The organism is Pseudaeromonas sp. HNCC25DJ180 (assembly GCF_055413345.1).
Genome location: NZ_JBVAYF010000013.1, coordinates 1 through 18,200 on the forward strand (window position 1 = coordinate 1; position 18,200 = coordinate 18,200).

At 57.1% G+C, this 18,200-nt stretch carries 17 protein-coding genes; 10 read left to right on the forward strand and 7 right to left on the reverse strand.

Annotated elements, in window-relative coordinates; translation table 11 throughout:
• Nucleotides 1–348: 348 nt before the first annotated feature.
• From rapA to ACZYTD_RS12725, 4 genes are all read left to right on the forward strand, one after another.
• A complete protein-coding gene (gene rapA / locus ACZYTD_RS12710) occupies nt 349–3,225 on the forward strand; it encodes an RNA polymerase-associated protein RapA (RefSeq protein ID WP_463892529.1) in 2,877 nt (958 codons plus the stop codon).
• Nucleotides 3,226–3,277: 52 nt separating this feature from the next.
• Entirely contained in the window at nt 3,278–3,940 is a 663-nt protein-coding gene (locus ACZYTD_RS12715) for an RluA family pseudouridine synthase (protein ID WP_463892531.1), read from the forward strand.
• A 75-nt stretch (nt 3,941–4,015) separates the two neighbouring features.
• Nucleotides 4,016–4,768, forward strand: a complete 753-nt coding sequence (locus tag ACZYTD_RS12720) for a DUF3530 family protein (RefSeq protein ID WP_463892532.1) — start codon at nt 4,016–4,018, stop codon at nt 4,766–4,768.
• 35 nt (nt 4,769–4,803) lie between these two features.
• Nucleotides 4,804–5,781 (forward strand): D-2-hydroxyacid dehydrogenase, encoded by a 978-nt coding sequence (locus ACZYTD_RS12725; protein ID WP_463892533.1) that lies wholly within the window; start codon nt 4,804–4,806, stop codon nt 5,779–5,781.
• Between the two features lie 78 nt (nt 5,782–5,859).
• Here the strand turns inward: ACZYTD_RS12725 and djlA are convergent, their stop codons facing one another.
• From djlA to ACZYTD_RS12740, 3 genes are read right to left on the reverse strand one after another with little or no spacing between them, the layout of a single operon-like run.
• Nucleotides 5,860–6,687 (reverse strand): co-chaperone DjlA, encoded by an 828-nt coding sequence (gene djlA, locus ACZYTD_RS12730; protein WP_463892535.1) that lies wholly within the window; start codon nt 6,685–6,687, stop codon nt 5,860–5,862.
• Entirely contained in the window at nt 6,684–7,370 is a 687-nt protein-coding gene (murU, locus tag ACZYTD_RS12735; protein ID WP_463892537.1) for an N-acetylmuramate alpha-1-phosphate uridylyltransferase MurU, read from the reverse strand. The genes djlA and murU overlap by 4 nt, the downstream gene beginning before the upstream one ends.
• Entirely contained in the window at nt 7,358–8,356 is a 999-nt protein-coding gene (locus ACZYTD_RS12740; RefSeq protein WP_463892538.1) for an aminoglycoside phosphotransferase family protein, read from the reverse strand. Before ACZYTD_RS12740 ends, murU begins: the two co-directional genes overlap by 13 nt.
• Nucleotides 8,357–8,507: 151 nt before the next feature.
• On the opposite strand from ACZYTD_RS12740, the gene lptD reads away from it, so the two are divergent.
• From lptD to ACZYTD_RS12770, 6 genes are read left to right on the forward strand one after another with little or no spacing between them, the layout of a single operon-like run.
• A complete protein-coding gene (lptD, locus tag ACZYTD_RS12745; protein ID WP_463892539.1) occupies nt 8,508–10,847 on the forward strand; it encodes an LPS assembly protein LptD in 2,340 nt (779 codons plus the stop codon).
• Between the two features lie 29 nt (nt 10,848–10,876).
• Nucleotides 10,877–12,178 (forward strand): peptidylprolyl isomerase SurA, encoded by a 1,302-nt coding sequence (surA, locus tag ACZYTD_RS12750; RefSeq protein ID WP_463892541.1) that lies wholly within the window; start codon nt 10,877–10,879, stop codon nt 12,176–12,178.
• The gene (pdxA, locus tag ACZYTD_RS12755; protein WP_463892543.1) at nt 12,175–13,161 is read left to right on the forward strand and encodes a 4-hydroxythreonine-4-phosphate dehydrogenase PdxA; all 987 of its coding nucleotides are present in this window, start codon (nt 12,175–12,177) and stop codon (nt 13,159–13,161) included. Before surA ends, pdxA begins: the two co-directional genes overlap by 4 nt.
• Nucleotides 13,161–13,973 carry a 16S rRNA (adenine(1518)-N(6)/adenine(1519)-N(6))-dimethyltransferase RsmA gene (rsmA, locus tag ACZYTD_RS12760; RefSeq protein ID WP_463892545.1) on the forward strand — a complete coding sequence of 271 codons (813 nt, stop codon included), beginning with the start codon at nt 13,161–13,163 and terminating at the stop codon, nt 13,971–13,973. Before pdxA ends, rsmA begins: the two co-directional genes overlap by 1 nt.
• A gap of 2 nt (nt 13,974–13,975) precedes the next feature.
• Nucleotides 13,976–14,347, forward strand: coding sequence for a Co2+/Mg2+ efflux protein ApaG (apaG, locus tag ACZYTD_RS12765; RefSeq protein WP_463892549.1), 372 nt, complete (start codon nt 13,976–13,978; stop codon nt 14,345–14,347).
• A 4-nt stretch (nt 14,348–14,351) separates the two neighbouring features.
• Nucleotides 14,352–15,179 (forward strand): symmetrical bis(5'-nucleosyl)-tetraphosphatase, encoded by an 828-nt coding sequence (locus ACZYTD_RS12770; protein ID WP_463892550.1) that lies wholly within the window; start codon nt 14,352–14,354, stop codon nt 15,177–15,179.
• 73 nt (nt 15,180–15,252) lie between these two features.
• Here the strand turns inward: ACZYTD_RS12770 and folA are convergent, their stop codons facing one another.
• The 4 genes from folA to ACZYTD_RS12790 all read right to left on the reverse strand — a co-directional run bounded on the left by folA (nt 15,253) and on the right by ACZYTD_RS12790 (nt 18,180).
• The gene (gene folA, locus ACZYTD_RS12775; RefSeq protein WP_463892551.1) at nt 15,253–15,738 is read right to left on the reverse strand and encodes a type 3 dihydrofolate reductase; all 486 of its coding nucleotides are present in this window, start codon (nt 15,736–15,738) and stop codon (nt 15,253–15,255) included.
• A 19-nt stretch (nt 15,739–15,757) separates the two neighbouring features.
• Nucleotides 15,758–16,213 (reverse strand): threonine/serine exporter family protein, encoded by a 456-nt coding sequence (locus ACZYTD_RS12780; protein WP_463892552.1) that lies wholly within the window; start codon nt 16,211–16,213, stop codon nt 15,758–15,760.
• A gap of 8 nt (nt 16,214–16,221) precedes the next feature.
• On the reverse strand, nt 16,222–17,013 hold the full coding sequence (locus tag ACZYTD_RS12785; RefSeq protein ID WP_463892554.1) for a threonine/serine exporter family protein: 792 nt from the start codon (nt 17,011–17,013) through the stop codon (nt 16,222–16,224).
• 87 nt (nt 17,014–17,100) lie between these two features.
• Nucleotides 17,101–18,180 carry an FUSC family protein gene (locus tag ACZYTD_RS12790; protein ID WP_463892555.1) on the reverse strand — a complete coding sequence of 360 codons (1,080 nt, stop codon included), beginning with the start codon at nt 18,178–18,180 and terminating at the stop codon, nt 17,101–17,103.
• Nucleotides 18,181–18,200 lie beyond the last annotated feature (20 nt).

Sequence of the window (18,200 nt, forward strand, 5' to 3'; positions counted from 1 at the left end):
AAAAATAGCTAAAAAACTGAAACTCACTACCGTTCGCTCAAATAGCCACCAAATCCATGACTAGGAGCCGAAAAAATCGGCACTACCGGTCCATCAAGCGTTTGTGCTGTGTTCCTCACGCAATGAAATAGGCCCTCTGTGATGGTTTTAGGCTCGCATCGGCGGTTCCATAATGCGACTTACTCTATCCTTAATAAGACGCTCACATGCTCTCGTCGGCTAAGCCCGAGGAATCACCATATTCCTAACCGGGCGAAAAGCAGCAAGCGCCAGATGATCGCACCAGACACTTCGGGTAACATGGCGCGCCTTTTTTCTCTTAGTAATTTTGTGGTTTTGGAGTTGTTGATGCCTTTTGCACTTGGCCAGCGTTGGATTAGTGATACCGAGACAGATCTGGGTCTTGGTACTGTGGTTGCTATCGAGGGACGCATGGTCACCCTGCTGTTTCCCGCCAGCGGCGAGAATCGAATTTATGCCAAGGATGATGCCCCTGTAACCCGTGTGCAATATCACCCGGGAGATCTCATTACCAGCCACGAAGAGTGGCAACTGACTGTCTCCGCAGTGGATGAAGTCGGAGGCCTGCTTATATATAGTGGCATACGGCAGGATACCCAGGAGGCAACCAGCCTCAAGGAGGTGTTCTTAAGTAACTTCCTTAAATTCAATAAACCGCAAGATCGGCTCTTTGCTGGTCAGATCGACCGCCTCTCTCGCTTCTCTTTGCGCTATCAGGCTCTCAATCATCAGCATGCACGCCGCCGCAGCGAGACCCGCGGCCTGGCCGGAGGGCGAGTCAGCCTCATCCCCCATCAACTGCACATAGCCCGCGAAGTCGGTCATCGTCATGCCCCTCGGGTGCTGCTGGCCGATGAGGTCGGGCTCGGCAAGACCATAGAAGCAGGCATGATCATCTATCAGCAGCTGTTATCTGGTCGCGCCCAGCGGGTGCTGATCCTGGTGCCAGAGTCACTGCAGCATCAGTGGTTGGTGGAGATGTTGCGGCGCTTTAATCTGGCTTTTTCCCTGTTTGATGAAGAGCGCTGTGTGGAATCAGCACACGATGCGGAAAATCCCTTCGAAACCGAACAACTGGTGATCTGCAGCCTGGAGTGGTTGCGCAAGAAGCGTGCTCGCTTTGATGAATTGCATGCCGCCGAATGGGATCTGCTGGTAGTAGATGAAGCCCATCATCTGGAGTGGAATGATGAGACTCCCAGCCGAGCCTACCAGATCGTTGAAGCCCTGGCTGAAGATACCCCAGGGGTGCTGCTGCTGACCGCGACACCGGATCAACTGGGCCATCAGAGTCATTTCGCGCGTCTACGCCTCCTGGATCCTGAGCGTTTCTATGACTACGCCAGCTTCCAGGCGGAAGAGCAAGCCTACGGCCAAATCGCCGAAGTCGCACAAAAGCTGTTAGATGGCACACAGCTTCAGGCGGAAGATCAGCTGTTGTTGAGTGATTGTTTGGGTGACACCCAGTTGAGTGAACTAGCAGAGCCTAGTCAGCGTGAACGCGTTTTGCACCAACTATTGGACCGCCACGGCACGGGACGCATACTGTTTCGCAACACCCGCGCCGCCATTCAAGGCTTTCCCGAACGCCATCTCAACCTCTATGCCATGCCCCTGCCTGAGCAGTACAAGACGGCCATCAAGGTGATGGGCATGATGGGTGGCAATACCGGCGATGCCGATACCCGGGCTCGCCGCTATCTCTATCCGGAAAAGATCTATCAGCAATTTGAGGGGGAAGCTGCCACCTGGACCCAGTTTGATCCTCGTGTCGATTGGCTGCTCTCCCTGCTCAAAAGCGCCCGCAATGACAAGGTGCTGGTGATCTGCTCCGAAGCCAACACGGCTCTGACTCTGGAAAATGCCCTCCGCACCCGCGAGGGGATCCGCGGCTCAGTCTTCCACGAAGAGATGTCCCTGCTGGATCGTGACAAGGCCGCCGCCTACTTTGCTCAGGAAGAGGCTGGCGCCCAGGTCATGCTCTGCTCCGAGATCGGCTCGGAAGGGCGTAACTTCCAATTTGCCCGCCATCTGGTGCTCTTTGATCTTCCCCTCAACCCCGATCTGCTGGAGCAGCGGATTGGACGGCTGGATCGCATCGGCCAGCGCAACGTGGTGGAGATCCATGTTCCTTATCTGCAAGGCACGGCTCAAGAGACACTGCAGAACTGGTATCACCTGGGGCTCAACGCCTTCGAAGAGACCTGTCCCACCGGTCGCGTGGTCTTTGAAGCAGTGCGGGAGGATCTCTTCACGCTGTTGGCCGACAACGTCACCGATGAAGCCCTGCTCGAGCCGCTATTTAGCCAAACCCGCTCCCAGCATGAAGCCCTCAAGGCCAAACTGGAGCAGGGGCGCGATCGTCTGCTAGAGATCCACTCCGGCGGAGGGCAAGCCGCCCAGGAACTGGTACTGCAATTGGCCGAAGAGGACGACGACACCAGCCTCATCAGCTTTGCCCTGCAACTATTTGATGACATAGGCATCCAGCAGGATGACAGAGGGGAAGATGCCATAGTGCTGACGCCGGGCGATCATATGCTAGTGCCCAGTTTTCCGGGCTTGCCGGACGATGGCATGACCATCACCTTCGAGCGGGAAACCGCGCTCAGCCGGGACGATCTCACCTTCGTGACCTGGGATCACCCGCTGATCCGGGGTGGCATAGATCTGATCCTGGGTTCCGAGATCGGCTCCAGCTCGGTAGCGCTGTTGAAAAACAAGACGCTGCCCGCTGGCGCCATACTGCTTGAGCTGATCTTCGTGGCCGAATCGGCCAGTCACTCACAGCTCTATCGCTTCCTGCCCCCCACCCCCATCCGCGTGCTACTGGATAAGAACGGCAACAACCTGGCAGAGAAGGTAAACTTCGAGGCCTTCGATCGGCAGTTGAGCCCGGTCAATCGCCATCTGGGCAGCAAGTTGGTCGGAGCGTCTCAAGCCATCATCCACGGCCTGATCGCTCAGGCCGAGACAGTGGCAGCTCCCCGACTGACCACCATAGTCGCCGAAGCGCGCGAGCGCATGACGCAGACCCTGGGTGCCGACTTGACTCGGCTCACGGCGCTAAAAGCGGTGAATCCATCGGTACGGGAGAGTGAGGTGCTTCATCTGCAGGAGTTGCAGGCGGAGCTGAATCATCTGCTAGATCAGACCCAGCTCAAGCTGGATGCGGTACGTTTTGTGGTCGTGACCCATAACTAGGATAATGACTACGTCAGGGGCAGCCTGCTGCCCCGCTAACTGTGAGAAGAGCATGAGTACTTTCCATTACGACCCGCCCCAAGAGCCCTTCCTCGACATCTTGTTCGAGGATGAGCAGATCATGGTCGTCAACAAGCCCAGTGGCATTCTGAGTGTGCCGGGCAAGGCGGTAGAGCACTTCGACAGCATAGCCTCCCGAGTCAAGAGTCTCTATCCCAGTGGCGGTGCCGTGCATCGGCTGGATATGGGCACCTCAGGGATCATGGTGGTCGCCAAGACACCGGAGGCCACCAGCGCCCTGGGCCGCCAGTTTCAGGATCGCGTCACGGAAAAGTACTATTACGCCTGGGTATGGGGCCAAGTGGAAAAACTCGAAGGCACCATAGATTTGCCTCTGTGTGTAGATTGGGAGAATCGCCCACGTCAGCAGGTCAACTATGAACATGGCCGCCGAGCCATCACCCACTACATCTGCCAGCGGGTGGAAGCGGATCGCAGCTTGATGAAGCTCAAACCCATCACGGGTCGCTCGCATCAACTTCGAGTCCACATGATGGAGATAGGTCACCCCATACTGGGCGATCATCTCTATGCTCCGGCAGACGCCCAAGCGGCCGCCCCCCACCTCTATCTGCATGCCGCCATGCTGCGCTTCAATCATCCGATGACGGGACAGCGTCTGACCTTCGAGGCGCCCGCCCCCTTTCCCCTTTAGTCAGCCAGATGTACGGGCTCTTCCTCCCAAACGAGGATGGGCCTATTATCTCCCCGGATCCCCAAGGAGTTTGGCATGCGTATTCTTTTGTTGCTCTGCTGTTGCTTCTGCTCTCAGCTCTGGGCCGCCCCGTCAGCCGCCGTGGCCACAGCACCCGATCCCGAACTCTATTGGCAAGCCAAAGATTGGCAGGAGGCGGGAGAAGCCAAGCAGATCGGCAACCAACTGACACTGCTGCATAAGAGCGATCAAGGGTATCGACTCGGCCTAGCCCTGCTACTCCCCGACTGGCAGCAGGTAGCCGATATGCTGCCCTTCTCCCGCCACCTGAATGAACTGGGCTTTGACACCCTGATCCTGCTGCCCAACCCCAAGCAGCAGGATCTGGATCCCAATGCCGAGCAGGATAAAGCCGCCATCAAACAATTTCGCCAGCAGTGGCAGCAACAGCTCTCGGACTTGCAGAGCAACAGTGGTGACCCAAGCGGCTATCAGTTGATGGTCGCCGCCGGCAGCAGTGCAGTCTGGCTGAGTGGCCTGCTCGCCACCGAAGCGATTACCCCACCCGATGCCCTGATCCTGGTCGATGCCTTTTATCCCGCCCAGGATGCCAATGAGATCTTGGCCAGTGAGCTCGCCATGACCAGCATGCCGGTGTTGGATCTCTATCAACCTGGACGGGTCAATTGGCTGGATCAAGCCGCCAGAGAACGACAACAGGCCTGCAAACAGAATAACAAACTCAATTGGCGTCAAACACCACTACTGAACCGCGAGGAGCGTCTGACTCAGGTCGCTGGTTGGCTCAATGCCCTCGGGTGGAAATAGCGATACCAGCCGCCGTCGCCCATTACAGGATCACCATGTCACAGCATATTGTCTTTCTCGACCGTGCCACCCTGCCAGAGCGCATCCAGCTACCAGCGCTGCCCTTTGCCCACACTTGGCAGGAGTATGAGTGCACCCTCCCGGATGAGGTGGTACCCCGCCTGCAACAGGCCAGCATAGCCATAGTCAACAAGGTGCGGTTGGGGGATAAGGAACTGGCGGCGCTGCCTGAGCTCAGGCTGATAGTGGTGGCCGCCACCGGCACAGATAATGTGGATCTGGCTGCCTGTCGCGCTCGAGGCATCACGCTGTGTAACGTGCAGGGCTATGCGGTTCACGCCGTGGTCGAGCATACTTTGGCCCTGATGCTGGCTCTGACGCGCAATCTGTTGCCCTATCAGCAGGCCCTCAAGGCGGGAGCCTGGCAACAGAGCCCCCACTTCTGCTATTTCGGCCCCAGCCTCCATGACTTGGCAGGCAAAAGATTGGGGCTTATCGGCAGAGGTTCACTGGGTCAAGCCATGGCTAGATTGGGTACGGCTCTGGGCATGGAGGTCTACTTTGCCGAGCGTCGTCATGGATCTCAGCGTCCACTGGATAACGGTGAGCCACTGGCCTACCTACCCTTTGCTGAACTACTCACCACGGCGGATGTACTCTCGCTCCATTGCCCACTGAACGAGGAGACCCGCGGTATGATAGGTGCCCAGGAACTAGCGCTGATGAAACCCACCGCCCTGCTGATCAACACGGCTCGAGGCGGTTTGGTGGATGAGTTGGCGCTGTTGCAAGCATTGGAGTCCGGCAAGCTGGCAGGAGCCGCCAGTGATGTGGCGGGCAGAGAGCCGCCGCAAGCCGGAGACCCCCTGTTGCGCGCCCTACTCCTGCCCAATTTTATTTTGACGCCCCATGTGGCCTGGGCCAGCGATGAAGCCATGCAGAGCCTGGCCAATCAGGTCATGGAGAATGTGGCTCGCTTTGTGGCGGGTAACCCGGTGCGGCGAATCGTCTAGCTCATGACTCTGGCCAGGATAAACAGCCACTGAGCTCAGGGTTAACGAATGCCGCGAGCCTGCTTGATGAGCTCAGGGTTAACGAATGCCGCGAGCCTGCTTGATGAGCTCCCAGGCCTGCTGTATCTCCTGAGTCTTCTCCTTGGCCATGTTCATCATCTCCGGCGGCAGACCTTGGGAAGCCAGCTTATCCGGGTGATGCTTACTCATCTGTTTGCGATAGGCCTTCTTCAACTCGCCATCGCTGACCTCTGAATTCACCCCCAGCAAAACATAGGCATCTTTTAAGCGATCCCGAGTCGGTGGGGGCGAGCCGTTGCGTCGCTCGCTACCCTGAGATTGCTGATGGTAACGACCAAAGCTGACCTCGGCCTCGGCCATGGCCAGAAACTGCTCCAATTCCCAGCGGGAAAAACCCAGCAGCTCGGCGATCTCCAGCAATTTGACCCGCTGTTCGCCCTGCAGCGCCCCATCGGCGAACGCCGCCTGCAACTGGATCTCCATAAACACCCGCAGCAAATCCATCTGCCCACGACAGGCCTGACGAAAGGTGCGCAAGGTCGGCTCCAGGGGAAACTCAGCTGACTTGCCCTGACGAAACGACTCCTGGGCCTCGCGCTTCAACTCCCCCTGTAACTGCATCCGATCCATAAATTGGCTGGCCATAAGGATCTGTTGCTCACTGACCCGCCCCGCCGCCTTGGCGATATGTCCCATCACGGCAAACGTGGCGTGAAAAAATAGAGCCTGCTCCTGCCGGGAGGGGGCTCGACTAAAACCAAAGCCCCGTCGCCGCTGCAGCCCTTGATCGTAGAGATGCCCCAGCCAGAGTCCAAGCAAGGCACCGACCAGGTGCCCAATCCAGAACCCCAGCAGAAAACCAACCAACTTGCCCTTGTAATTCATCGGCTACCCACTGGCTGCTCAGCCGCTTGTAGATAGTCATCCAATTCAGCCAAGCGCGCGGGAGTGCCAATGTCGCGCCATTCGGCCGGCAGATACGTGCCCGTCACCTCACCGGCCGCAATCCAACGTCGAAACCAGGGCAGTAGCGGCACCTTGCCTGGCGGCACCAAAGCAAAGGCGCGCGGATGGTACTGGGCCACCCCACTGAAGGTCAGCCCCTTCTCATCAATCACGCGCCCAGCCTGCAGGGCAAAATCCCCGTCTGGATGCTGGGGCGGGTTATCCACCAGCCATAGATGAGCCAACTGACTGGTCAATTGTGGCTGCGCAAAGGGCGCATAATCACAATCGAGCCAGATATCACCATTCACCACCAAAAAAGGCGCCTCCCCGAGCAGAGGCAGGGCTTGGCGTATGCCTCCTGCCGTTTCCAATCCTCCTGCGGGCTCTGGCGACCACTGGATATTCACGCCGAAGGCATGACCATCACCCAACGCCGCCTCCAGCTTGTCACCCTGCCAGGCATGGTTGATGACCAATTCACAGATCCCGGCGCGAGCCAGTTTCTCGATATGGTGGACAATCAGCGGCTTGCCGCCGACACAGAGCAACGGTTTGGGTAACGCATCAGTCAAGGGACGCATCCGTTCACCGCGCCCCGCAGCCAGGATCATAGCCCGCATGATGCCTCCTCTGGCTGATAGGCAAAATGGGGTAACACTCGGCTGGCCAACCACTGGGCAAAGTCAGCCAAGGCGGGATCCGCCTCAGCTACCTGCTGGACATAGCTCAAGGTGCGTGGAATATCCTTGAGGTAGCCTGACTTGCCATCTCGGTGGTGTAACCGGGTGAAAATACCCGCCGCCTTCAAATGGCGCTGCATGCCAGTCAGGGCCGCCATCTGAGCAAACTCCGCGTGGCTCAAGCCAGCCAACAACCCCGCCTCGGCGTAACCCTGATACCCCAGGGACAATCCCTCCGCCAATACGGCGTCAGGCCAACGGACATAACAATCCTTGAGCAAGGAGAGCAGGTCATAGGTCAAAGGCCCGCGAACCATGTCCTGAAAATCAATCACAGCTAATCCATCGTCGGGCAACACCATCAAGTTGCGACTGTGAAAATCCCGATGCATGGTCACCTGAGGCTGGGCCAGGTTATTGGCCGTGAGCTGGGCAAAGGTCCGCTCAAGCAGTTGCCGCTCACCTGGGGTCAGCGTCAGCTGCAGATGGGTGGCCAGTAACCACTCAGGGAAGATGCTGTTTTCCCGCGCCATAAAGGCCGCATCAAAGGGCTCCAGCTCCAGACTGACCCGGGCGATACTTGGCAACAGCGCAATAGCCTTGGCATACCAGGCCGTGACCGAGTGGCTATTCAGCCGACTCAATAAGGAGCAATCGCCTAAGTCACTCACGCAAAGAAAGCCCTGCTCATAATCCACCGCCTTGACCTCGGGGGCGACTATGCCCGCCAGGTGCAATGCGGCGGCATTGCGCACAAATTCCCGATTTTTCTCCGTTTGCGGCGGTGCATCGACCCAAATCAGGCCGTGACCTCGGTAATAACGACGAAAACTGGCATCGCCAGAGATCAATAATAATTGCGCACTTGAGTCTGCAAGGCAGGTTTGTGCCCACAGAGTAAGCTGGTGGTAACGGTCTGGATTCATAGGGTAGGAAAACAGGGGCGTTAGCCCTGATTGAAATAATGCTTTATGATTGTTGGCTAACATAAAATAATGGCCCGCAAAGCACAACCCGCGGTCACCGCCAATGGGCGGAACGCTTGTTTTCCGACCGCCAGGAATCATAGAGCTGATCATGACTCATCGCATCCTAGGATTGACCTGCACCCTGATAGCCTCTGGCATCCTGGCATCTGCCAGTGCAGAAGCGGCTGTGGGGGCGGGAGCATTCGATCAACGCTGTTACAGCGATGTGCCAGCTGCACGACCGACCCCTGCCGATATCAATCAACAACCGGTCGAGGTCAACGCCGACAGCGCCGAAGCCAATAAAGAGGGTAAAGCCATCTACCGGGGCGATGTGCAGGTATTCCAGGGATTGCGCACCCTGAACTCCAACTACACCGAACTGGATCAGGCCAGCCGCGATCTCACCGCCAAGGGCAATATTTTTTACCAGGATGGCCAACTAACCCTGCGCAGCGATGACGTTTTGCACTCCAACCTCACCAGCCGCCAGTCGAGCCTGGATAAAGCCGAATATCAACTACACAGCTCTCCTGCTCGAGGCAAGGCCAAGCGCATCAATCTAAACGACAAGAAAAAAGAGCTGGAGATGGAGGGCGCCCAGTTTACCACCTGTCCACCTGGCCAGGAGATGTGGTGGCTGAAAGCCAGCTCGGTCAAAATTAATCAGGATGAGGTGTTTGGTGAAGCCTGGAATGCCAGCATCTGGCTGCATGGCATACCCATCTTCTACGCCCCCTACATGACCTTCCCGGTCAAGGATGAACGCAAATCCGGCCTCCTCTACCCCACTTTCAGCTTTGGTGGCGAAGAGGGGTTTGAGATCCGCACCCCCTATTACTGGAATATCGCCCCTAACTACGATCTCACCTTCACCCCCCGGGTGATGGAGACTCGGGGCACCATGTTGCAAAACGAGTTTCGCTACATGCCGACTCCCGAGCACAACGGCATCTTCTATGGCGAATTCTTGGGAGAAGATCGCAAGGCGCAGCAAAGTAATCCCGAGCAAGGCCATCGCTGGTTGGCCAACTTACGCCATAACTCCACCATGGAAGAAGGTAGCGTACGGATTGGCACCGATTTTACCCGGGTTGCCAATGAAGATTACAACTACTTCAACGACTTCTCCCCGCCTGTGGGTAGCGTAGTCGATAACCAGCTGATGCAATCCCTGACCGCAGGTTATTATCAGCGTGACTGGAATTTGACCAGCGAGGTGCGTGATTACCAGATACTGTTGCCCGATGCCCTCGCCCCTCATCAGATGCTGCCGCGCCTGAATTACAACCACTACTGGCAGGGTCAGAGGTATGACTTGGGCTTTAACAGCGAGGCCGTCAACTTCGCCCATAATTCTGATCTGCATAAGGCCTATACCGGGCAACGATTGCACCTGGAGCCCATTCTAACCATTCCCCTGGCTCGCGCTCCCGGCTACAAGCTCGACAGTCAGTTCAAACTGATGTACACCCACTACCAACAGGATGTGCCTGAGGATCTGGACCCCATCTATCGTAGCTATGGTCTGGATGATCTGGATAGTTCAACGACGCGCATTCTACCCTCGGCGCGTATCAATGGCGGACTAGTCTTTGATCGGATTGGCAGTTGGAACAGCCGTCTCTACACCCAGACCCTAGAGCCAGAATTCCAGTATCTCTATGTTCCCTATCAGAATCAGGATCACATAGGGCTGTTCGACACCACCACCATGCGCCAGGACTACTATAGTTTGTTCAGCGATCGCCGCTTCGCCGGCCTGGATCGGATCAGTGATGCCAACCGGATCAGCGTCGGCGCCACCAGCCGCATCTTTGACAACCAAAGTGTAGAACGTTTGCGAGTCACACTGGGGCAGGCCTACAACCTGGTCAATCCCAAGGTGACCCTGATGCCTATTGATGCCCAGAGCACCAACTCCCGTTCCCTGCTCACCCTGGATGCCGATACTCACCCAAGCGATTTCTGGTTCCTGCGCGGTGGCGTACAGTACGATACCGAGCAGAGCATGATCTCGGCCGGCAACTCGGCGGTGGAATATCGCAAGAACGACTACATGGGGCAGCTCAACTATCGCTTTGTTCGCGAAGGGAATGTCATCTACGATGCGCCCTATAAACAGACTGACATCAGCCAGTTGGGCGCACTCATGACCCTACCTCTGGAGCAGGGGTGGAAAGCGATCGGCGCCTATTACCGCGACATCAAACAGGACACCAACATAGATCGACTGTTCGGCGTACAATACGACTCCTGCTGCTGGAGCATCAATGTAGTAATGGAGTGGGAAAATAAACCCGACAACACCACATTGACCACAACGCAGGATAAACGTATCGGCCTGCAGTTCCAGATGAAGGGGCTCGGCAGCGTGGGGTCAGGCACAACATACAGCCTGAACACCAAGCTGTTGCCATACACCCGCCCTTTTAACCTAAATGACTAACTTTCGGTCTTAGACCGGGAACGAGATTGATGAAGAAATCATTTTTGCACACTTTGACCACCTGCCTGTTGGTAGGTTCCAGCCTGTTCACTCACGCCTTCGCTCAGCCGTTGGACCGTGTCGTCGCCGTGGTCAACAAGGATGTTGTGCTGCAAAGTCAGCTCGACGCTCTGGTCCTAAAAGTCGAGAACGATGCCAAGAGCCAAGGGCAGTCGTTGCCCAATCCAACCCAGCTGCGCAAGCAGGCACTGGATCGACTGATCGGCGAAAGCCTGGTGCTACAGCTGGCCGATCGGCAAGGGCTCCGCGTCAGCGACAACCAGCTGGATCAGTCCATCGCCTCCATCGCCGCAGAACGCAATACCTCAGTTGAGGCGCTGAAACAGGATGCGGCTAAAAGCGGCTTGAGTGAGCTACAATTTCGCGATGAAGTGCGCAAAGAGATGATCATGAGCGAGGTGCGTCGCAGCCAGATGCGCCAGCGCATCAACATCTCCGAGCAGGAGGTGCAGCAGGTGGTCAAGCTGCTGCAGACCCAGGGGAACAAAGAACAGCAATATCACCTCGGCCACATCATGCTGGCCCTTTCCGCCAACGCTGATGCCGATGAGCAGGCTCGGGTGGCACAAAAAGCCGAAGAGTTGTTAAAACAACTCAGAGCCGGGGCCGACTTCAAGAAGATCGCCATGGCCGAGAGCGCCGGACCCAAGGCTCTGGAGGGGGGAGACTGGGGCTGGATGACCCTGGAAGAGATGCCGACCCTGCTGGCCGATGCTGCACGAGGAGCCAAAGAGGGCGATATAGTCGGGCCACTACGCTCCGGCGCGGGTCTGCACCTAGTCAAGATCTTCGCCAGTAAGGGCGCCGAGCAAGGTGAACAAACCGAAGTGCGGGCTCGTCACATCCTGATCAAACCCTCCATTATCTTGAGCGATGACAAGGCGCAGCAGATGCTCGAAAGCTTCTTGCGCGACATCAAGGCCGGTCGTGCCGACTTCGCCAAACTGGCGGAAAAATACTCCGAAGATCCGGGCTCTGCGGTACAGGGGGGCGATCTGGGCTGGGCTAGTGCCGACATCTACGATCCGGCATTCCGCGACCAGGTCAACCACCTGCAACGGGGTGAGCTGAGCCAACCGTTCCGCTCCAGCCACGGCTGGCATATAGTCCAACTCACGGATCGACGTAAACAAGATGCCACCGATGAGTCGATGAAGAATCGTGCCTATCAGATCATCTATAACCGTCGTTTCACCGAAGAGGCACAGACTTGGCTGGATGAGCTGCGCGACGAGGCCTATATCAACATTGTCGATGAGCAAGCCAAATGAGCCTGACCCAACGCATCGCCCTTACCCCGGGGGAACCGGCCGGCATAGGCCCAGACCTCATACTGGGGTTGGCCAGCCAGAGCTGGCCGGTACAACTGGTGGTCATTGCCGATCCTGAGCTGCTACGCCAACGTGCGGCGGAGTTAGGTCTTAGGGTTGAGTTGCAATCCTATGATGCTGCCGCGCCGGCCACCCCGCAAGCGGCGGGCAGCCTGACCGTGGCTTCGATTCCCTTGCAAGGTGCAGTGCAGGCGGGCAAGCTCAATGTGGCCAATGGCCCCTATGTGTTAGCCACCTTGGCTCGTGCCGCCCAGGGCGCCTTGGACGGCGAGTTTGCCGCCCTGGTGACGGGTCCGGTCCACAAGGGCATCATCAATGAAGCGGGCGTCCCCTTCAGTGGCCACACCGAGTTTTTTGCCGAGCAAGCAGGCCGTGAACAGGTGGTCATGATGCTGGCCACCGAAGGACTGCGTGTGGCCTTGGCAACCACGCATCTCGCCTTGAGTGCCGTAGCCAACGCCATTACCCCGGCAAGCCTGACCAAGACCCTGGAAATTCTGCAGCAGGATCTGATCCAGCAATTTGGTATTCCACACCCGCGCATCTATGTCTGCGGCCTGAACCCTCATGCCGGTGAAGGTGGCCACATGGGACGCGAAGAGATAGAGGTGATCGAGCCCGTGCTGGCGCGACTGCGCAACCAAGGCATGGATCTCATCGGCCCGCTACCGGCAGATACCCTGTTCCAGGACAAATATCTGCGCCAAGCGGATGCCGTGCTGGCCATGTACCACGATCAAGGGCTGCCCGTCTTGAAGTACAAAGGCTTCGGGCGCGCCGTCAACATCACTCTTGGCCTCCCCTTTATTCGCACCTCAGTCGACCACGGCACCGCCCTGGATCTGGCAGGGAGCGGCAAGGCGGAGATGGGCAGTCTACTGACTGCACTCAATCAAGCCATCCACATGGTAAGCAAGCAATAATGAGCAATGATAAGGTACACCTGGGTCATACGGCCCGTAAGCGCTTTGGTCAGAACTTCCTTCATGATCACTACGTCATCGACTCGATTGTCGCCGCCATCCATCCCCAGGAAGGAGAAGTGTTGGTGGAAATCGGTCCAGGCTTAGGTGCCCTCACCGAACCCGTCGCCTCCCAAATCTCTGCCATGCATGTGGTGGAGCTGGACCGGGATCTGGCCGAGCGGCTGCGCCATCATCCGGTGCTCAAGGAAAAGCTCACCATCCATGAGGCCGATGCCATGAAGTTTGACTTCAGCAGCCTCAAGCAGGAGGGAAAACCCCTGCGGGTGTTCGGTAACCTGCCCTATAACATCTCCACCCCCTTGATGTTTCATCTGTTTGAGCAAGCTGGGCTCATCCAGGATATGCATTTCATGCTGCAAAAAGAGGTGGTTGATCGCTTAGCCGCAGGCCCGGGTAGCAAAACCTACGGCCGCCTGAGCGTCATGGCACAATATTATTGCGACATCATACCTGTGCTGCATGTGGGGCCAGGCTCATTCAAGCCAGCTCCCAAGGTTGATTCGGCTGTGGTGCGCCTGGTTCCCCATACCCAACCTAGCCTGGTGGCTAAACGGGTAAGTGACCTGCATCGAGTCTGTATGGAAGCGTTCAACCAACGCCGCAAAACCATCCGCAATAGCATGCGCAACTTCATCACCCCAGAGCAGTTGACGGAACTGGGGATAGATCCTAATCTGCGGCCAGAGAGCCTGACACTGGCACAGTTTGTCACCGTAGCCAATTGGCTCAGTGACCAGAGAGAGGGATAAGTATGGCGGCGAAGATCCTGATCACCCCCCACCCGCGCTACATGAGCGAGGAATCCCGGCCTGATCAGGCTCACTACAGCTTTGCCTATACCATTGAGATAGAAAACCAGAGTCCACAGCGGGTACAACTACTGGAGCGTCATTGGATCATCACTGACGCCAATGGCCAGCGTACCGAAGTGCAGGGTCCGGGCGTGGTGGGCGAACAGCCCTTCATCGCGCCCGGTGAATGCTACGCCTACCAGAGTGGCGTAGTCATCAAGACTCCGCTGGGCTTCATGGAGGGAAATTACACCTTCCAGAGTGAGGATGGCGAACTATTTGATGTCGACATCCCCGTCTTCACCCTAGCTATACCTCACCTCATCCACTAGTTATATGGCCATTTATTGTGTTGGCGACGTACAGGGTTGCTATGACGAACTCCGCCGTTTGCTTGATCTTGCCCGTTTCGATCCTGCCGACGATGAACTCTGGCTGACCGGTGATCTGGTCGCCCGCGGCCCCAAGTCGCTGGAGGTGTTGCGCTTTGTGCATAACCTGGGCTTTCAAGCCACAACAGTGCTGGGCAACCATGACCTGCACCTGCTGGCAACCGCCGCCGGCTATGTCAAACCGAAGAAGAAGGATAAGCTGGAAGCCCTGTTCAATGCCCATGATGCCGACAAGCTGCTACGCTGGTTACGCCTGCAGCCTCTGCTGGCCGAACACCCCAGCGCCCCCTTGATCATGTGCCATGCCGGTCTGTCACCAGGCTGGGATCTGGCCACGGCCCGCAGTTGCGCCCGCGAAGTGGAAGAGCTGCTGCGCAGCGATCAGGGCGACTGGTTGCTCTGCCACATGTATGGCAACGACCCCGCCCGCTGGGATCCGCGCTTGAGCGGCCTGCCCCGCTGGCGCTATATCATCAACGCCTATACCCGCATGCGTTTTTGCGCCTTGGATGGCAGCCTCGATTTTCACAGCAAGGTGTCACCCAAGCAGCAGAGCCCGGAGTTGAAGCCCTGGTTTGAGGTGCGGGTACGCGACAGCAACGAGCCAGAGCTGGTCTTTGGTCATTGGGCCGCCCTGATGGGGCAATGCCCCACCCCAAAAACCCATGCTCTGGATACCGGGTGTGTCTGGGGCAACCAGTTAACCCTGTGGCGCTGGGATGATGGCGCCGTCTTCTCTCTGCCCTGCCCACTCTATGCCAAAGGCGACTGAAACCCGCGTAGGCAGCATAAATGACAAAACCGCCTCAAAGGCGGTTTTGTCATTTATGCGCACACTCAACGGCCTAGCATCTGGCTAGCGTCACAAAGGTATAGCCATAGGGATTCTTCTCATCCGGTTGATGGCTGGTTTTTTCCAACTCGCGCCAGCTATAGAGGGAGTAGTCAGGGAAATAGGTATCCCCTGCTACCACCAGCTCGATATGAGTCAAATAGAGGCGATCCGCCCGGGGCAAAGCTTCGGCATAGAGCTGCCCGCCACCAATGATCATCACTTCATCACTGCCACTCAGCAAGCTGAGCGCCTCATCCAGCGACGCAGCCACTTCCACCCCATCGGCCTGCCACTGGGGGTTACGACTGATCACCAGATTACGGCGCCCGGGCAAGGGGCGCCCAATCGATTCGAAAGTACGGCGCCCCATCACCACCGGCTTACCCAAGGTAACACTTTTAAAATGGCGCAGGTCGGCGGGCAGATGCCAGGGCATGGCATTGCCTTTACCAATCACCCGCTCGTGGGCCATGGCCGCAATTAACGAAATCAACATTCAATTACCCTGAATATCATCAAACTATGGGTCGGTTGCGATAAATAATAAGCGGCGGTATAGCCAAGCCGAAGCTGAGTGCCATCAGGATAAACAGCGTCTTCAAGCCATTCTCCAGCGCCGCCGAGATGAGGTGCTGACTGGCCCCCTGGCTGTTCATGCTCAACACGGCGATGATGGTATTGAAGGCATACTTACCCGGTATCATGGGAATAATACAGGCCACAGTAAAAACCGGGCGCGGCGCTATCAGTCGGCGGGATAAATAAACAAACATCAGACTCACCAGACTGCTGGCCGCCAGCGTGGCCCACTCAATGGGCAAACCATAGTGGATCAGTACCACGCGCAGGCTGTGGGCCATGGCGCCCCCCAGAGCACAATACTTGAGGAAACGGGGCGGAACCGAAAAGAGCATGGCAAAGCCTACCGCCGGAATGGCCGCCCAGAAGGCATCCCAGAGAGCCAGCATCATGATCTCTCTCATGGCTGCCACCCCCAAACTCCCGTCAACATCATGGCCAGCACTATGCCGGTCGTGGCGCTCAGGGTAAGCATGGTAGCCGTGAGCCAGCGCGCCAATCCCATGTTGTAATAACCTTTGACCACATCCAGCATGGCATTGATGAGCGGAAACCCGGGCACCAGCAAGAGCACACACGCCGCCATCGCCAGTTGGGGTTGAGCCCCCCAACCATATCGGGTCGCGGTACTGGCAATCAGGGTGGCAACGAAGGCGGTTGCCGCAAAGTTCAGCAGGGGGCTGAAGTGACGGTGAGCAATCTCCTGGCGCACGAACATGCCCACAGAAGAGGCCAAACAGGTGATGAGATAAACCTGCCAGTCACCCCCGAAGAAGAGGCTGAAACTGCCACAGGAGAGACCGATCATCAGCACGACTAGCCAGCGGTTGTAACGAAAGGGCTTGATGGCCTCCAGCTTGGTCCGCACCTCGGCGGTATTTTCCAGCAACTTTTTCTCCGCCAGAATGCAGATGCGCTGAATTTCGCACAACACCTGCATGTTGATGCCGAACTCATGAATGCGACGAGTCGTCGTGATGCAGGAACCATGATTCAGCGTGGTCAGAATGATGGCGCTGGGCGTGATCGCCATCTCGACACTTTCGATGCCCAGTGAATACCCCAGACGGCAGGTGGTCTGCTCTATGATGCGACTCTCTGCGCCACAGGAGGCCAGCATCTGGGCGGTTTTAACGAGCACCCGGGTCACATCGGTCTGCTCTTCTTTCGTCAGAACTTTATGCTGTTGCATCGCTTTCTTCCTTGAAGGTGTGCTAGCGCTACCCCATGCGGGGGCCATCATTATACTCTCATCCTAGGCGACGAGTCTTAACCCATATCAAGATTCACGGGGCGTTGCACCCGAGTTTATCCGAATCAAATTGCGGATCAGCTTATCCAGCAAGGCTAACTGTAAGCCACACTGATAAATCAACCAACTATAGCCGTAGGCGTTCAGGGCGGGATCTTGCTGTGCCATCAACTGCGTCGTCAGCTCCTGTTTCAGCTCAGCGATCGACTCCAAGGCGGGCAGCACGCCTTGTTGCCCGGCACAGAAGTCTCCAGCCTCATCCAGCCACAAAGCCAAAGAGCGCGCTCGCAAGCTGATGGGGTAATGGTGCTCAATCGCCAGGGCACTGGCATGGCTTTCCCAGCGACTCTGGGCCAACAGCTCGATCAACAGCAAACAGCGACCCTGGGCCTCAACCAATAGATCCAACTCTCGCTGAGAATGGCGTAGGCTGCGGCTCTCCAGGGTTACCGAACGCAAGAGTCCTCGCTGGCGCTGAATATTACGCTCCAGCTCCTTGAGTCGCCCCTTGGTACGCACAGGCTGGTAGACATTGGGTGAAAGATGGCTCAGCCACACCTGAGCCATGCCGTTAAGCGCGCTTGCCAACAGCCAGCGCCACTCATTGCGCGCCCGCAGCGGTAACACCAGTTGGGAGACAGCAATGGCGATGAAACACCCCAGCAGTATGGTAGCCGTGCGCCAGATGGCCTCACTCATCCCCTGCTCGCCCCCATCCAGCACTATCATCAGAGTAAAGCCCGCCACCAGATAGGCATAGCTCATCTTGCCGCTAGCGCGCCAGGTGACAAAGGCAATGGCTAGCAGCGCCAGTAGCGCCGTCAACCAAGGATCCTGGGTCACATAGAGGATGGCGATGCCATACGCAGCACCACATAGAGTACCAATGACGCGTTGGATGGATTTCTCCAGCGCACCACCCACCTGAGGCAGGGTAAGCATGATGATGACGATAGTCACCGAGGTCCAGGCCAGATAGGGCATGGGATAACAGAAGTTGATGAGGTGGGCGATGAACAGGGCTAGCGAAATTTTGAGCACATGAATGATGCGGATGTGACGGTAGATTAGCCGCTCCAACCGTGAAGCAGGCGAAAAAACTGACATGCAGACTCCCTAAAGAGAAG

Excerpts from the sequence above, each read along its gene's own strand:
- ACZYTD_RS12770 (WP_463892550.1), top strand. The coding sequence starts at position 14,352 with ATGGCCATTTATTGTGTTGGCGACGTACAGGGTTGCTATGACGAACTC.
- apaG (WP_463892549.1), top strand. The coding sequence starts at position 13,976 with ATGGCGGCGAAGATCCTGATCACCCCCCACCCGCGCTACATGAGCGAG.
- rsmA (WP_463892545.1), top strand. The coding sequence starts at position 13,161 with ATGAGCAATGATAAGGTACACCTGGGTCATACGGCCCGTAAGCGCTTT.
- ACZYTD_RS12715 (WP_463892531.1), top strand. The coding sequence starts at position 3,278 with ATGAGTACTTTCCATTACGACCCGCCCCAAGAGCCCTTCCTCGACATC.
- ACZYTD_RS12785 (WP_463892554.1), bottom strand. The coding sequence starts at position 17,013 with ATGCAACAGCATAAAGTTCTGACGAAAGAAGAGCAGACCGATGTGACC.
- murU (WP_463892537.1), bottom strand. The coding sequence starts at position 7,370 with ATGCGGGCTATGATCCTGGCTGCGGGGCGCGGTGAACGGATGCGTCCC.
- ACZYTD_RS12780 (WP_463892552.1), bottom strand. The coding sequence starts at position 16,213 with ATGATGCTGGCTCTCTGGGATGCCTTCTGGGCGGCCATTCCGGCGGTA.
- djlA (WP_463892535.1), bottom strand. The coding sequence starts at position 6,687 with ATGAATTACAAGGGCAAGTTGGTTGGTTTTCTGCTGGGGTTCTGGATT.
- folA (WP_463892551.1), bottom strand. The coding sequence starts at position 15,738 with ATGTTGATTTCGTTAATTGCGGCCATGGCCCACGAGCGGGTGATTGGT.
- rapA (WP_463892529.1), top strand. The coding sequence starts at position 349 with ATGCCTTTTGCACTTGGCCAGCGTTGGATTAGTGATACCGAGACAGAT.
- ACZYTD_RS12740 (WP_463892538.1), bottom strand. The coding sequence starts at position 8,356 with ATGAATCCAGACCGTTACCACCAGCTTACTCTGTGGGCACAAACCTGC.
- ACZYTD_RS12725 (WP_463892533.1), top strand. The coding sequence starts at position 4,804 with ATGTCACAGCATATTGTCTTTCTCGACCGTGCCACCCTGCCAGAGCGC.
- surA (WP_463892541.1), top strand. The coding sequence starts at position 10,877 with ATGAAGAAATCATTTTTGCACACTTTGACCACCTGCCTGTTGGTAGGT.
- ACZYTD_RS12790 (WP_463892555.1), bottom strand. The coding sequence starts at position 18,180 with ATGTCAGTTTTTTCGCCTGCTTCACGGTTGGAGCGGCTAATCTACCGT.
- ACZYTD_RS12720 (WP_463892532.1), top strand. The coding sequence starts at position 4,016 with ATGCGTATTCTTTTGTTGCTCTGCTGTTGCTTCTGCTCTCAGCTCTGG.
- lptD (WP_463892539.1), top strand. The coding sequence starts at position 8,508 with ATGACTCATCGCATCCTAGGATTGACCTGCACCCTGATAGCCTCTGGC.
- pdxA (WP_463892543.1), top strand. The coding sequence starts at position 12,175 with ATGAGCCTGACCCAACGCATCGCCCTTACCCCGGGGGAACCGGCCGGC.